This window comes from Arthrobacter sp. ISL-65 (assembly GCF_018613795.1).
GTDB lineage: Bacteria > Actinomycetota > Actinomycetes > Actinomycetales > Micrococcaceae > Arthrobacter.
This window is the reverse complement of record NZ_JAGGPN010000018.1, coordinates 12724-27983: the sequence shown is the minus strand read 5'-3', so window position 1 is coordinate 27983 and position 15260 is coordinate 12724. Positions and strand designations below refer to the sequence as shown.

10 protein-coding genes and 2 pseudogenes are annotated in these 15260 nt (G+C 61.3%); 7 read left to right on the top strand and 5 right to left on the bottom strand.

Going from position 1 to position 15260, the window contains the following annotated elements:
- The first annotated feature begins 805 nt into the window (after positions 1-805).
- The gene (locus J7I85_RS07485; protein ID WP_214848973.1) at positions 806-1894 is read left to right on the top strand and encodes a GNAT family N-acetyltransferase; all 1089 of its coding nucleotides are present in this window, start codon (positions 806-808) and stop codon (positions 1892-1894) included.
- A 1021-nt stretch (positions 1895-2915) separates the two neighbouring features.
- Here the strand turns inward: J7I85_RS07485 and J7I85_RS07480 are convergent.
- From J7I85_RS07480 to J7I85_RS07470, 4 genes and pseudogenes are all read right to left on the bottom strand, one after another.
- Entirely contained in the window at positions 2916-3164 is a 249-nt protein-coding gene (locus J7I85_RS07480) for a tetratricopeptide repeat protein (RefSeq protein ID WP_214849086.1), read from the bottom strand.
- A 15-nt stretch (positions 3165-3179) separates the two neighbouring features.
- A pseudogene (locus J7I85_RS25900) lies at positions 3180-3476 on the bottom strand (tetratricopeptide repeat protein); the annotation flags it as partial.
- Positions 3477-3634: 158 nt separating this feature from the next.
- Positions 3635-4684: pseudogene (locus J7I85_RS25895) on the bottom strand (tetratricopeptide repeat protein); the annotation flags it as partial.
- 420 nt (positions 4685-5104) lie between these two features.
- Positions 5105-6013: a caspase family protein gene (locus J7I85_RS07470; RefSeq protein WP_214848966.1), complete on the bottom strand. Its 909-nt coding sequence runs from the start codon at positions 6011-6013 to the stop codon at positions 5105-5107.
- A 104-nt stretch (positions 6014-6117) separates the two neighbouring features.
- Here J7I85_RS07470 and J7I85_RS07465 point away from each other — a divergent pair, with 104 nt between their 5' ends.
- The 3 genes from J7I85_RS07465 (at position 6118) to J7I85_RS07455 (ending at position 9687) form a co-directional block, all read left to right on the top strand.
- Positions 6118-6303, top strand: a complete 186-nt coding sequence (locus J7I85_RS07465; protein WP_214848954.1) for a hypothetical protein — start codon at positions 6118-6120, stop codon at positions 6301-6303.
- A gap of 1750 nt (positions 6304-8053) precedes the next feature.
- Entirely contained in the window at positions 8054-9013 is a 960-nt protein-coding gene (locus J7I85_RS24940) for a sensor histidine kinase (RefSeq protein WP_251024051.1), read from the top strand.
- Positions 9010-9687, top strand: coding sequence for a response regulator transcription factor (locus tag J7I85_RS07455; protein WP_214848948.1), 678 nt, complete (start codon positions 9010-9012; stop codon positions 9685-9687). The genes J7I85_RS24940 and J7I85_RS07455 overlap by 4 nt, the downstream gene beginning before the upstream one ends.
- 30 nt (positions 9688-9717) lie before the next feature.
- On the opposite strand, the gene J7I85_RS07450 is transcribed toward J7I85_RS07455, so the two are convergent.
- Complete coding sequence (locus J7I85_RS07450) at positions 9718-10131, bottom strand: hypothetical protein (protein ID WP_214848945.1); 414 nt, start codon at positions 10129-10131, stop codon at positions 9718-9720.
- Positions 10132-10682: 551 nt separating this feature from the next.
- Between J7I85_RS07450 and J7I85_RS07445 the strand changes: the two genes are divergently transcribed.
- The 3 genes from J7I85_RS07445 to J7I85_RS07435 all read left to right on the top strand — a co-directional run bounded on the left by J7I85_RS07445 (position 10683) and on the right by J7I85_RS07435 (position 15250).
- Positions 10683-11222: a hypothetical protein gene (locus tag J7I85_RS07445; protein WP_214848943.1), complete on the top strand. Its 540-nt coding sequence runs from the start codon at positions 10683-10685 to the stop codon at positions 11220-11222.
- A 633-nt stretch (positions 11223-11855) separates the two neighbouring features.
- Positions 11856-14012 (top strand): glycogen debranching N-terminal domain-containing protein, encoded by a 2157-nt coding sequence (locus tag J7I85_RS07440; RefSeq protein WP_214848940.1) that lies wholly within the window; start codon positions 11856-11858, stop codon positions 14010-14012.
- Positions 14013-14080: 68 nt separating this feature from the next.
- On the top strand, positions 14081-15250 hold the full coding sequence (locus tag J7I85_RS07435) for a patatin-like phospholipase family protein (protein WP_214848937.1): 1170 nt from the start codon (positions 14081-14083) through the stop codon (positions 15248-15250).
- Positions 15251-15260 lie beyond the last annotated feature (10 nt).

Sequence of the window (15260 nt, the reverse complement as noted above, 5' to 3'; positions counted from 1 at the left end):
CTGGGTGATGATGGGTGGACGTCCTTGGCTCATGTGTCACAGAGCGATGGCAGCAGCCGTGTCGGTCCTGATTGATTGGAAATGGATAAACCTCGAGAGGCCCAAGTTCCGGTTCCGGATTCTTTTAGCCCGGTGACTCCATGTTGCGTCTGCGTGGGAATTGGGCACTACCGTGCCAGCACGGTTTCCGAGAAGCAGGGGTACCCGGAAACGCCCCTGCGGCGGTGGTGTTCCGAATCCGACCCTGTCGTGCAAAACTTACGAGCTGGGGCAGCTCCCCTCGGGCGCCCTGATGCAGCAGAATCATCACTTAGCTCCCGGAGGGTCTTAGGCCTTCGTCAGGAACCAGTCTTGGCAGCTGCAGAGATTGGTTGGAGCCGGCTCTGCTGTCGTGGTGCTACCTTTTATGCGCCGCGCGAGGACCTGTTGACTCCTGCAGCCGTTCAGCACGAGTCGCGTCGCCGATCATGGCCTTGGGGTTTGTGTCGTGCAAGAGGCTGAGCGCACCGCCAGACTGTCAGTGGCACCCGCAGTGGTAGCACGGAAGCGAGCAGCCTGGACGCAGTCGCAGACTGAAAGTGCCGGTTCCAAAAGTAGAAAGTCTCCCGGTATTAAAGCCCCCGCGAGCAGGGCCAAACCTCCAATAAGCGGCGATGGCCGTTGCACGGAGAGGTGTGCGGCGGCTGTGCAAAACAACAAACCATTTACATCTCTGATTAGGAGCAAGCTGTGTTCATCACAACAGCAATGAAGTCCTACCGATCCCTGCGGTCGGAAATCGCGCTCATCTGGCTGGGCTGATCCCATGGCGCCCTCCTTCCGCATAGAACCGCTGGTCCTGCCATCCTCTACCGACTCGCCGGAGGCCAAAGATTTCCTGGAGTTCAGCGAACTCAGCGACGCCCTGATCCTGGAAACGTGGGGGAATCTTGACCTGGCCAATCCCCGCGAAGCCCGCCTTGAATCATGGCGGGACGACGACTACAAACAGCTGCAGTTCTACTTCGTCCGCGTCGATGGGCGCATGGTGGCCAGGTCGAGTATCGGTCTACCGCAGGCGGAGAACCTCCAGGCTGCGCTGGTCCGGGTTGACGTATTGCATGAGTTCACGGGTAGCAAAATCGGGCAGATGCTGCTGCTTCATGCCGAGGAAATCGCGGCTGGCCACGGCCGCACAACACTGCAGAGTTACACCGAACATGCCGCCAGCTTTGATCCCCACGAACCTGACATCCTGAAGCCGGCAACAGGCATGGGTGGAGTGCCAGCCGATTCCCGTGGGGTGAAGTTCGCACTGGCCGCCGGCTACACGCTGGAACAGGTCACCCAGTTCAGCGCCCTGGATCTTCCCGTACCGGATGGAACGCTGGACGACTTGGAGCAGACGGTAGGCCCGATCGCCGGGAACCGCTATGACCTCCTCACCTGGACGGACCGCTGCCCCGACGAATACGTCGATCAGATGGCCGTTCTCATGTCCCGGATGAGCACCGACACCCCGGCAGGCGATCTCCACTTCGATCCGCAGGTCTGGGACACCAAGCGCGTCCGGCACGTCGAGGATGAGTGGGAGCAGTCCGGCATGGGGTCGCTGGTCTCCGTGGCGCGGCACAAGCCGAGTGGTGAACTGGCCGCCTACTCGGTCCTGCAGCACTCCCGGTTAAAACCCTGGTTAGCGGTACAGGACGACACGCTGGTCGCCAAGGCCCACCGCGGCAGCCGGCTTGGCATGCTGGTCAAGATACAGAATCTGCGGCGGCTGAAGGCTGAACATCCCTCGATTGAACGGATCCTGACGTTCAACGCGGCGGAGAACGAACACATGCTGGCCATCAACGTTGCGCTGGGGTTCCGGCCCGCCGGGTACAGCGGCGAGTGGCAACGCCGCGGGTAACAGGCATATATACGGCGGTGGAGACTCCGCATGGACTCAAACACGTGGTCTACGAGAGGGCGCAGCAGAAACGGCTTGGAAGATGCCCCTTGGCAGGTGAGGTGCGGGTCGAACAGCTGTTCATCGCAAATTCAATTGATGCCTCCGATGCTGCGGATTTTCTCTCCGCGGTGAACGTGGTCAGCAAGGTCCGGATGCAGACGTGGGGGAGCGCTGACCTCGTACGCCCCGCCGCCGGTCCATGATCCTCATAGACACCAACCCCCGGGGCGTCGCTGCACGAATTGAACCTGAGCACTTTGTGCCGGGGTCCGGCAGAGCTTCGTGCCGGTTAGCATCCGGAAAGCGGAGTTTGCGCGGCTCACCGGCTATACGCTCCAGCAAGCACATGGGGCAGTTCAGTTCCTGTGCCCTGCCGCTCGAGAATAAGCTCGTGGCGGAACTCGAAGCCGAGGCCGAAAGAAACGGAGCTCTACACCACCCCAACCCCCGCCCCTCCGGTCGGACGGGATCTCCCGAGAAACGGCCCTCTTGTTTCTGATTCCCGCGCCCCAGGAAACCCGGATCAACCAAACAAGCGAAACGCAGACTGTTACAGGATTGAACTTCCTCGCCACTACTGGCCGGTGGGCGAGGTTCCTGACCGCATTCGAAAACTACGGCGAGGTACTTGAGGAACGTGCCGGTGAGGACCGCTACTTTGACCTACCGCCCTCTCAGGTGTTTTTGGCCCTGCCGGGAGACCGATCACAGTCAATGTCGGGGGTGGTACGGGCCCAGCACCCGCGGCTGTGCGTCCGGCAGCTCACGTAACCCGATGATCGCCGGTGGTGTCCCTGGTCCGCCCGGTCCAGTTCGCCAGGTTACCGCAGGTGGTGAGGGTGTCGGGGTGGTCCGGGCCCTGCACCCCCACTCACGGAACCCGGTGATCGCCGGTGGTGTCCCTGGTCCGCCCGGTCCAGTTCGCCAGGTTACCGCAGGTGGTGAGGGTGTCGGGGTGGTCGGGGCCCTGCACCCCCACTCACGGAACCCGATGATCGCCGGTGGTGTCCCTGGCCCGCCCGGCCCAGTCAGCGAGTTTAACGCGGGTGGTGAGGGTGTCGGGGTGGTCCGGGCCCAGCACCCGCAGCTGTGCGTCCAGCAGCTCCCGGAACCCGGCGAGCGCGCCGGCGGTATCCCCGCCCACCCCGGTCCAGTAAACCAATTGTCCCCAGGCTTTGAGAGTGTCGGGGTGGTCCGGGCCCTGCACCCGCAGCCGTGCGTCCAGCACCTCGCGGAACCCGGCTACCGCCCCGGCGGTATCCCCGGCCCGCCCGGTCCAGTTGGCCAGGTTACCGCGGGTGGCGAGGGTGTACGGGTGGTCAGGGCCCAGCACCCGCAGCCGTGCGTCCAGCAGCTCGCGGAACCCGGCGACCGCGCCGGCGGTATCCCCGCCCACCCCGGTCCAGTAAACCAATTGTCCCCGGGCGTTGAGGGTGTCGGGGTGGTCCGGGCCCAGCACCCGCAGCAATGCGTCCAGCACCTCGCGGAACCCGGCCACGGCGCCCGCGGTATCCCCGGACTCCCCGATCCAGTTCGCCAAGTTGTTGCGGGTGGTGAGGGTGTCGGGGTGGTCCGGCCCAGCACCCGCAGCCGTGCGTTCAGCACCTCGCGGAGCCCGGTGATCGCCCCTGCGGTGTGCCCGGCCTCCCCGATCCAGAACATCAATTGGTGCCGGGTGGCGAGGGTGTCGGGGTGGTCCGGGCCCAGCACCCGCAGCCGTGCGTCCAGCAGCTCGCGGGATCCGGCGACCGCCCCTGCGGTGTCCCCGGCCTCCCCCGTCCAGTTCGCCAGGTTGTTGCGGGTGGTGAGGGTGTCGGGGTGGTCCGGGCCCAGCACCCGCAGCTGTACGTTCAGCAGCTCGCGGAACCCGGCCACGGCGCCGGCAGTGTCCCCGGCTTCCCCGATCCAGTACACCAATTGGCGCCGGGTGGTGAGCGTGTCGGGGTGGTCCGGGCCCTGTACCCTCAGGCGTGCGTCCAGGACCTTGCGGAACCCGGCGATCGCCCCGGCGATGTCCCCGGCCCGCCCGGTCCAGTACAACAGGTGCCGTTGAAGGGCTAGCCAGGTGGTGTCCTCGGGCGAGAATATCGTCTTCGCCCGATCACTCCACGCTTGGAGGAGGTCGCGGTTATCCGCCGCGCGGTGTCCGAGACGTGAAACCACGGCCTCGAGCGCCTGCTCGTGACGATCCAAGGCCCAGAGGTGCTCCGGTGCCCGATCGCGTGCGTAGTTTCGGGCGCCCTGCCCGTCTGCGCTGCCGAGGGCCTCCAGGATCGAGGCATGGGCGTCCAGAACCGAGATGGGCCAGTCGGTGAGAGCACGGATGTGTCGAACAAGGGTGTCATGGAAAAGACCGAGACGCTCTTCTGGTGTGCCCGGATGCGCACGAGCTACGATGCCGCCTAGAGTTGCCACAATGTGGCGGAATTGTGTCAGATCGGCGGGTCCGCCTAGCGCCGCACATGCACCAACGGCGACGCGGAGGGGTAGAACAGGGCCGCTTCCTGCGGCCGAGAGCACCACCACCACGATCCTTGCTTCGGGGTTGTTGTTAACGGCCAGCGGCGATAGGAGTTCCTGATAGAGGTCGTCAAGGCCAGCCACGGTACGGAGGGACTGTGCAGGTACCGACACCGCGAGGTCGGCGAGCAGCCGTAGCTGCAACCACGTGTCGGCGTGGGCCTGAAGGTCAACAGCCAGCGCCTCCGGTAACTCCAGGTTCTGAAGGTATTCGGTGATTTCATCCATACCCGGACGGGAGACGTTTACCTGGGCGGTAAGAAGGTCCTGGCCTTGATCTTCCCCCCGGGTGCTGAGCAGGACACTCACTCGCGAAGGAGGCTCTTCCGTGCTGAATCCGGTCAAGGCGGACAGAAGTTCAGCGCGGCTCGGCGACTCGAGCTCGTCGACTCCATCAATGGCCAGGCGGATTCGCCGCCCCAGCGGCACCCTCAGCGTACGCAGGGGTCCGAAGACCAAGCGTTCCAGAGCAGGCCGTCGGTTCAGTTCCTGAGGGGTTAGTCTGCCCTCGTAGTCGGCGGCTGCGGCGGAAAAACCCTCGAACCTCGCCAGCTGCCGTGCCAGAGTCTTGGCCAGTCCGGTTAGAGTAGGGGTCAGCGCCGTAAATGCCACGGCGGTCAGATAGCGTGCCGGCAGGTCGGGCACTAGCTACGGCCGCGCCAGAGCGGCAATCAGTGCGGATTTTCCCGACCCGGCGCCTCCCTGGAGAACGACGAGGCGCTGACCAGACATAGCCGCTGTTACCCGCCCCAGGTCATTGGTCGGTTGAAATGATTGGGTTAGGGCCACCGCTAGCGCGCCCTCTTCCGTCCCGGAGAGTAGCCACTTCCCTGGCGAGGCGACGTTCCGGCTGACCCATAGTCCCGGGTCGCTGGCGTTTTGCCCGAACCCGGATCCTATATATACGGGGGGCTGCTGCACCGTCCGGCAATAATCGGCAGCCACGTTTGCCGCGTGGCGGATCTCAAGGTAGTCCGCGGACAGGCCGGGCGCGCCGTGCTCCATCAGTCTGATCAGTGCCTGGGAAAAACACCCATTTCTTGCTTTGCGTAGAAAGGTGCCCGCCAGTAACTCCAGGCGGACCTGCTGTTCCAGATCCAGGCCACTCTTGATGACATCCCTGACGCCGGCCCCGGCATGGCAGGCGTCCAGGATGATGATCAACCCGTCCAACCCAGCCATGTCCATCTCACCCAACCGGTGTCCGATTTCGTAGGCGGTCTCCGTTCCGGGCGTGTTGGGATTGCCGTCGGCGGGCAGCAGAAAGAGGGGCTGGGAGTACCTGCTGGGCGCCGTTACGGCGTGTCCGATGAAGGCGAAAACGAGGGTGGCCCCCGCAGCCGATGCCTTCGCCACCGCCGTGCTCACTGCCTGCCGAAGCTCTTCCATTGTCGGATCGGTCAGGAAGACACTGGTTGGGGCTGCCTCACACCCGCCACGGAGGGGATCGGTGAGCACCTCAAAAAGCCCCCGGGCACGGTCAGGCAGAAATGACAACCGCTGGTTCGGCAGTGCATCGCACTGCGAGCCGATGACCAGCGCATGCCGGGAACTCATAGCGGTGGTCTACCACAAGGAGGTGCCTACCGGTACCCTCCGGTTTAGCAAAGACCCCCACATCACCGGCAATGAGGCACGGCAATGCAAAGGAGGAACAAGCCATGGCTGGGATTGTGCTGATCCACGGAATCGCCCAAGAACAGGAGGGGCCAGCTAGCCTTGAGGACCGTTGGCTTCCGGCGCTGGCCGGGGGGCTAACTGCCGCCGGTCATCCGGAACTGGCGGCACGCATCTGGCCTGTCGGCCGATGGAACTCGGACGGTTTGGCGGAAAAACTCGCCGTGTAGCCTCAGCTGTGCGCCCACCAGGAAACTAGCCGGATGTTGCGGCCCTTTTTCGTTGCAGAGCGTGAGATCTGCCCTTTGGGAAAGGCCGTGCTGGCACGGAAGTGCGCGCGATGGCGTAAGCGGAACATGGATGTGAGACGGATCACCGGCATCACATCAACCAAAAGCATTCTCAAGGACTACCGAATGATGAGCATCATGTTTCGCGGCGCTGCTAAACGAATGGGTGGACCGGCGTCCGCCGAGACCCAAAAACCGGCGCCCTGTACAAATGGCGCGGCGCGGCTCCCCCGGCCGATGGACGACGTCACAGACGCCATAGTGGGCTCAACCAGCCCCGCGGCGCAAGAGCAAGTCAGGAACGCCGCGTATGACGCAGTCGAGAGGGTTTTGAACAGCCTGTTTCAACCGTTGAGTGCGAAGACGCTGACAACACGGTGGAACGACGCTCTGGACGCCATGGCAAAGCACCTTGAGACAAGATGCACGAGCCGACAGTAACGATAATTCGGCATGGGCTGGTAACTCCCGCAGAAGTATCCTGGCCGTGAGCAACTGGAGGTCCACTACAGAAGTGAGCTCACATCAACTGAGGTCTTGCGAGTCAAACGCGACCTATTGCCGTGGCTGATGCCCGGTGGTACAACGGACTCACCGCTCCCTGCTTCTACCATTGGCGGGGATATTTCTCTCGCTGCTAGCCGGAAGGAAGGGCAGTAACCGATTGTTTGGGCGGATTGCTCGGTCCGCTAGCGGACAAGAGGCCTCCCGTTGCTGACCTCGTCAAGTGGCCAGTTGGCTGAGGCCTGTGAGACGTCGTCTTGAAGCTTGAGCCTTTGATCCGAGGCCACGCTTTCATGGGATAATAAAAATGACTCCAAGGCAGCTGCTTTCTGTGGTCGCATTTACTGCGGCCATCGTGATAGTCGTCTTGGTTTGTGTTGATTGGTCTCCTATAGCCCTTCAAGATCCCGCACGAACCTTGGGTTTGAATGCCCAAGGCGTGGTCCGGTGGGGAGAACACCCAAGCAGGGCTCCCTTTTCTGTTCTTGAACTGGCGCTATTCCTGGGTGTGGGTCTTGCTTTCGTTGTAGCTGGAATTTGGGCTTGGCGTAGCCGACCAACGCGAAACCCCGGAGTGCTGTTGTGTATCGCCGGATGGCTGTGGCTCCTATCCGGTATTCGCCGATCCAGCGACCCACTGGCATTTACGCTAGGCATCACGCTAACGCTGATGTACCAGCCCCCTCTGCTGCAGCTGGCTCTTAGCTTTCCATCGGGAGTTCTGCGCAGTCGCGCTGACAAAGCTGCGGTTAGCTTCTTCTACGCTTCCTGGTTCTTCGCACCTGTTGCTGGCTGGGCATTCTTTGATCCACGCCTGCACGTCGTGGTCGGCGAATCCACCTCCCGCAATCTGCTTCTTGTTTGGGACAGTCCGGCGATTATGACCGCCGTTGGGAACGCAGTCCGCATATTTCAGGTCTCGGTGGGAGTCGCGATAGTAGGCGTCCTGGTCTCCCGCTTGCGAGCAGGGACGAAGGCATACCGTTCCGCATTCCTTCCGTTGTGGCTAGCCGTAATCGTAAAGACAGCGGCCACAGTATGGGCGTCCTTGGCCGTAATCCAACTGTCTGGGTCTTTGTCCTGGGAAGCCCTCCTATGGCAGTATCCTGCGACTGCAATAGTTCCGCTGGCTGTATTGTTTGGCCTTTGGCGCTACCGGTTCGCGCGCGGTGCTCTGGGTGACCTCATGGTCGAAGTCGGCTCCGCCCCGGTGAGCGACAGGCTCATCGGGGCGCTGCGCCGGGCCGTACATGACCCGACGCTCACACTCTTGCGCTGGTTGCCCGATGAGGCGTCGTTTGTTGACGGCAGGGGAGTTTCCCAAACCTTGCCGGATCGTTCCACTGGGCGTGTCAGCATGGTTTTGGAGCGCCACGGAACACCAGTAGGGGCGTTGGTCTTTGACGAAGCACTCCAGGATCAACCGCAGTTGCTTGCCGCTGTGCGAAGTGCAACCTCTCTAGCGCTGGAGAACCAGCAGATGGAACAACAGCTCCGGGACCAGCTCATTGAGGTCCGTCGCTCCAGAGAGCGGATAGTAACGGCTGGGGACTCCCGGCGTCGTCAGCTTGAACGGGATCTCCACGACGGAGCCCAGCAACGCCTGGTTGCGGTGTCGATGGAGCTGGCACGGGCCCAGCGGGCGACAGATGCCCAGGAGATACGGGGCCTTGTCGAGCAGGCGCGGGCTGATCTTACGAATGCGCTTGATGAACTGCGCGAATTGGCAAGGGGTGTGTATCCTCCTTCGCTGCGGGAAAGGGGTTTGGCGGGCTCCATCACCGCGCTGGCAGAGCGGTCATCATTGCCGATAAAGCTGGATCTCAGGGCATGCAATGGGCTGCCCGGACATGTGGAGTTGGCTGCCTACTTCATCTGCGCCGAAGCCGTCACCAACGCTACGAAATATGCGAAGGCGGCTTCGGTAGGCATCTGCATCTACGGAAACGAAAGAGAGATCCAAATGGAGATAGCGGACAACGGAATTGGCGGTGCGAAGCCGGGACCGGACGGTGGCCTTTTGGGGATAGCGGATCGGGCAGCGGCACTCGGCGGTACATTGTCAATCGACAGTCCTCAGGGTAAGGGGACGACGATTCGTGCCGTTCTACCCTTCTCCACGGACCCAGAACGCGACCTATCATGACGCTGCGAGTTGCCGTTGCTGATGACTCTGCCTTACTGCGCCGTGGGCTATCCGCCCTGCTGACGTCGGAGGGACTGGAAGTCGTGGGTGAGGCTTCTGACGGGGAACAGTTGCTGGAGGTGATTGACAAGCACGGCGCCGATGTGGCCGTCGTGGACATCCGCATGCCTCCCAGTTACACAGTTGAGGGTATCCAAACTGCTGAAACCCTAAAAAGCAAATACCCCGAGATCGGCGTTCTTCTACTTTCCCAATACGTGGAAACGGAAAACGCGATGTTCCTGTTGAAAAATGGAGCCAAAGGATTGGGCTACTTGCTCAAGGAGCGGGTATCCGATGTTGACGAGTTCATCGACGCCCTGCATCGCGTGTCTTCGGGCGGCACAGCCATCGACCCGGACCTCGTCACACGTCTAATTGCGCGTCCACACAAAGGTCACGATCCAGGGGATGACCTCACGAGCCGGGAAAAGAGCGTCCTTGAACTCATGGCCGAAGGGCGAACTAACCAGGCCATAGGAAAGTCGCTCTTTCTAGGGGAGCGCACAGTAGAAGCCCATATTCGGAGTATTTTCCTTAAACTCGACTTGAGGCCCGAGCCGGAGGACCATAGACGGGTGCTGGCGGTTCTCACCTACCTCCGTGGTGTCGGAGCGCGACGCGAAGGCGAATAGTTGACCCCTGCCCCGGTCTCGGAAGCAGCATCAGGCAGCGATCTCTACCTCTGTAAAAGCATCATTACTTGTTTCCTGTGCCATTTCGGCTGCCTCCACCGGGGCCAGAAGGAGGGCCTGCTGGGTAGACGAAAGTGTGTGCGGGAACGATAGTGCCAGGTGTGCCAGATGCAGCGCCGCGACGACGTAATGTGTGCCCGAGATGCCGCCCAGAGACCGAGCTACGCTGGCTCTGATGCGATCGAGGCCCAAGGAATTCCCATAATTGGCAAGGGCCATTCGGGCGAGCATGTGCTGTGGGTGCCTCTGGACGCGCCTGTCCACCTCGGCCGCAGCCTCCAGTTGTCTTTTGGTCCAGTGACGGTCCAGGAATTGGGTGTGGTCCCCGCCATCCCTGCGTTGCCCTTGGCAGATGGTGCTCACTTCTACAGGTGTAGACAACATTGACGTGCTCCTTCGGACTGCTATGGGATGGCAAGGGAACTTCTTTGGCTGATCCGCGCCTTTCGCTAGGTCCATAGTGCCTTCAGACGTACGGGGTCAGGATCCGTGCCAGCACGCATTCTGGCCGCCGGACAAGGAGTGTCGCCCGTGTCGGCCGGGCCACGCTCGAATGGATGGCATGAGGACGACGTGTGACTGGAGGCAGATCGGATCCGCCATCCACGGGTTCTTTCTAACGAAGCCTTGACCTGAGCGCCGCGGTGAATTGGCCCGTCAAATGTAGCCCTGAAAGTGGTGAACAGGATGCTAGCCATTCACCTATGCACGGCACTAAGGGCCAAGAGGCGGTGTGAACCAACAGTGGTAGCACGGAAGCGAGGGCTTTATGTGCAATCGCAGACTGGATGTACCGGTTCCAGAGAAGAAGGATTTCGGTATTGAAGCTCAGCAAAAAGAGCAAACTATCCAAATAAAACGAAATTTCTGCCGCACGAACGTGGTCGGTAGCTCGTCGAACAACTTATTCAAACCATATTCTTAGGAGCAACATCGTGTTTGTCACAAAAGCTATGAAAACTCATCGAGTCCTGGGATCCAAGATCGCGCTGGTCTCTGCAGTATCGTTGAGCCTCGCCGCGGGTGCCGCGGCGGTGGCGGCGCCGGCACAGGCTGCGGGTACCGAGCGGCCGTCTATCTCATCACAGGCGTCGTCGTTATTCATCACAGGCCGCATCACGGCTGACAAGCCTTACGAAGCGGGATCTCCGGCAAGCGGGCCAAAATCTGTGGCTTATGCGGGCAGAGTGTTTATCCCGTCTCGCGGTTTGGTGCAGGTCAAGCAGGAACGGTGGGAACGAGATCAGTGGCCGGACAGGGACGACTATCTGGGAACATCGTATTTCAGCAAATATCTTCCATATGGCGGGACATTCACCTTTAAGGGCACGCACGTCCTGAAACGAACGGACTTCGGTTTTTGGGACAGGACGGAGGAGGTCTATCAAAAGGTGTCATACCGGGTGTACAAGAATGGCCACTGGTCTCCTTGGTCCAGCTCGGTATACAGCAGCACTGCAATCATCCTTCGATAAACGGCCGCGAGAAATAAAGTTTGATACAAGTGGCACCTTTCCTGCATTGAATAACATGTTGGAACGGACCTGCGGGGGGCAGGTCCGTTCCAACCTTGCACGCAATGGAGTCCGGTGGCACCAGTAGCCGCAGGTAGGGTCCAGGCATGGACAATAAGCCTTGCCTGGTCGCCCGGGCCGGGCGATAGCAGGGTCTCCTGCGGCGTTCACACATCTAACATGTTGCGGTTATCGGACCAAGGGCATGACATAGCACTCTCCGCGTATAACCCCAATACCGGCCGGTCAGCTTAACCAGGGCGTCCAGGACCTGGCACTTCTGGACTCGAATACCGGCTGGGTACGACCTTGCCAGCTGCTTCGCCACAGCCTTGCGACTGGGCACCGTCAATCTCATCCCCCATACGTAGGGGCCGCTCTGCACAGCCTGCAAAGCCTTAACCGGGAGACCTACCTCTGAGGCGCCGCATGCCCACGGAGGTTTCTTGTGAGTCACAGCGTCCTCCTCTGGCATCACTTGGTACGGGGGCGTAGCCTCAGTTGGACAATGAAGGCCGGAATCGGCCGGTGGATAACCGACCGACTTATGCCGGAGTACTCTCGCCACTGAAGAAATCCCTTGAAGGAGCCGGGATGGCTGGATGGAATGCTGATACGGCGGCCGGGCCTCTGGGTGTCGGTACGCTCACATTGGTGGAAGGCTCGTCCTTTTGCATTTCCGCGGCGAACGGCGATCTTCAGCCGGAGCATCCGCACGGGGTTTTCTTCGAAGACACCCGCATCCTGTCGCGATGGATTCTAACCGTTAATGGTGAGCCCTTGGAGCCGCTGGCTGCCAAGACAAAGGAGCCATACCGTGCCCTCATGGTCGGGCGCGTTCGCCGCTCCGATGGGTTCACCGACAGCCCGCTGATCGTCGAACGACTTCGCGAGATAGGTGCCGGAATTTCGGAGCAGATCACCGTCCGAAACTACTCACCTGCTCCTGCTGACTGCGTGGTTGCCCTCCAAGTCGAGGTCGACTTCGCGGATATTTTCGAGGTGAAGGAAGCTCACATCCAGCGGCGTTGGGAGAAGCTCCTCGAAGCAGCTGGCGAGTCCCTGACTATCCGGGGCTTCTGCCAAGACGTTCGGAAGGGCGTCGAGGTCCGTGCCCTCGGAGCAGACATCACACCGGAAGCCCTGAGCTATCGAGTGAACATACCGCCCTACGGGTATTGGACCACGGTCCTGACCGTGACACCCATCATGGAGGCGGCTGGCTCCCCAATAGTATTTGTCCATCCTAACGGGGACGGCGGTTGCCCCCAGGACCGGCGTCGGCAGGAATGGGTTTCCAAGATTCCGGTCCTACACATCGGTAACCACTCCCTCGAACGGACCCTCCGGCGCAGCTACGACGATCTGGGGGCACTTCGGATTGAGGATCCCGCCCATCCAGAGCGGAACGTGGTGGCTGCTGGCGCGCCATGGTTCATGGCGCTATTCGGCCGGGACTCCCTGTGGGCTTCCATCATGGCCCTGCCGGTAGACCCGTCTCTGGCTATCGGGACCATCCAGACGCTTGCCGACCGTCAAGGCAGCACGGTGAATCCGAGGACCGAGGAGGAGCCAGGAAAGATCCTGCACGAGGTCAGACTCGATGTCTCCAGCGGCTTGGCCTTGGGGGGAAAATCGGCCTACTACGGCAGCGTGGACGCCACGCCGCTGTTCGTGGCTCTACTAGGTGAAGTCAGCCGCTGGGGCTTCGCCGCAGAAACCATAGCCGCCTTGATGCCCCACGTGGACAGGGCGCTGGAATGGATCCGTAGCTATGGGGACAAGGACGGGGACGGTTTCGTAGAGTACAAGCGGCTCAACGACCAGGGACTGATCAACCAGGGCTGGAAGGATTCGTGGGACGGTATCAATTTCGCCGACGGCACCTTGGCCAAGCCGCCGATCGCGCTGTGCGAGGTCCAGGCCTACGTCTATAGCGCCTATCTTGCGCGCTCATGGCTTGCTTGCGATGCCGGCGACATGGATGTGGCCGTCAAGTACCGGGACCGTGCTGCACGGCTAAAGAGGCAGTTTAACGAAGCATTCTGGCTGCCTGACCGCGGTTACTATGCCATCGCCCTGGACGCGATGAAGAGACCCGTCGATGCCTGCGCTTCCAATATGGGCCACTGCCTGTTGTTCGGACTTATCGATGAGGACAAGGCGCCGCTGGTGGTTAAACGGCTGATGTCCCGTGAGATGTTTAGCGGCTGGGGCGTGCGGACTTTGGCAAGCAACATGGGGGCGTACAACCCTGCGAGCTACCATAATGGGTCGGTCTGGCCACACGACAATGCGATCATCGTGGCCGGGCTGCTGCGTTACGGCTTCAATGTGGAAGCGCAACGTATCGCCTCGGCCCTGTTGGAGGCCGCCGAGTATTCAGAGGGACGGTTGCCCGAATTATTCTGCGGCTTCAGCCGCGAGCAGTTCGACGAGCCCGTGCCCTATCCGACTGCGTGCTCGCCCCAGGCCTGGGCTGCCACCACGCCCATTATGCTCGTCAAAAGTTTGATGGGCTATTACGCGGATGTTGCTCTTGGCGGCCTTTGGATGAATCCTCTGCTCCCGGAATCCTACGGGGACGTACACATTTCCAACGCCCCCATGGCTAACGGTCGAATCACCATCGACGTCTCCGGCTCCACAGCTACCGTCCGGGGGCTGCCCGAGGGCATGGTGTTACAGCACGGATACCGCCCGTGGGCGGCTGACCTTGTGGAGCAGGCCAGAAGGCGCGAAAGGGCTTAACCGGATCGAGGGGCAGCTCTGCGTCGAATACGATCTCCGCTCCAGCCCAAACACGAGAAGGGATCTAAATGTCATACCAGATCCTGAGCCGGGATGAACATTTCCTAAGTGAGGGCAGACCTAGGCGCATTCTTGCACTTGACGGTGGCGGCTTGCGTGGCGTTTTGAGCCTGGGAATCTTGGAAAAAATTGAGGACCTGCTGCGGGAACGTCATGCTTGCGATGAGGGCTTCCGTCTTAGCCACTACTTCGACTTAATTGCCGGCACGTCAACTGGGGCGATCATCGCGGGCGCGCTTGCCCAAGGCAGGAGCGTCGGCGACATCACCGACAAGTATTTCAGTCTCGGGCGGCGGGTCTTTAAACGAAGTGCCTTCCGCCAGGTGCCATTGCGGGCCAGATACGACGAGCAGGCTCTGGTTTCCGAGCTAAAGGATCTCTTCGGTGTGGACACCACACTGGGCGGTCCGCAGCTGCTGACCGGACTGCTGGTGGTCATCAAACGGCTGGATAGCGGCAGCCCCTGGCCGGTGTCCAACAATCCGCGAGGCCGGTATTTTTCTACCGGCACCAACGGCAGAATGGGCAACGGAGAGTATCCTCTGTGGCAGGTTGTGCGGGCCTCCACGGCTGCGCCGTTCTATTTTCAACCAGAATCCATCACCATTAGCGGCGGTCCTAGCGGGACCCCTGTGACGGGCAGTTTCATTGATGGCGGCGTGAGCCCGTTTAACAACCCGGCCCTGCAGGCTCTAATGTATGCCACTTTGGAAGGCTACCGCGTGGGTTGGGCGACCGGCGCCGAGAAACTGCTGCTTGTATCGATCGGCACGGGAGCGGCTGATCCCGCCGTCGGTAAAGCAAGACTGGCCGCAAGCCATGCCGCACGGGCACTGATGTCAGTGTTGCAGGACTGTGCAGTGATGCAGGAGACAATGCTGCAGTGGATGTCCGCGAGCCCGACCGCGAGAACAATCGACCGGGAACTAGGGGACTTGGCCGGCGATCTTCTTAGCGGCGCCCCCCTGCTGAGTTACCTGCGCTACAACGTGGACCTGCGTCTGGAGGGCGTCCACGCCCTGGGCGGATCCCTTGCCGCCACGGATGCAATGTCTTCGCTCAGCGCCATGGACGTCCCGGGGAATATGGAAGTACTCCACCGGTTGGGTGGGCTGGCCGCGTCACGGGATGTGCGGGACACTGATTTCGGCACAGTATTCGACCTGCCTCCTGCCTGAAGGAAGGGAT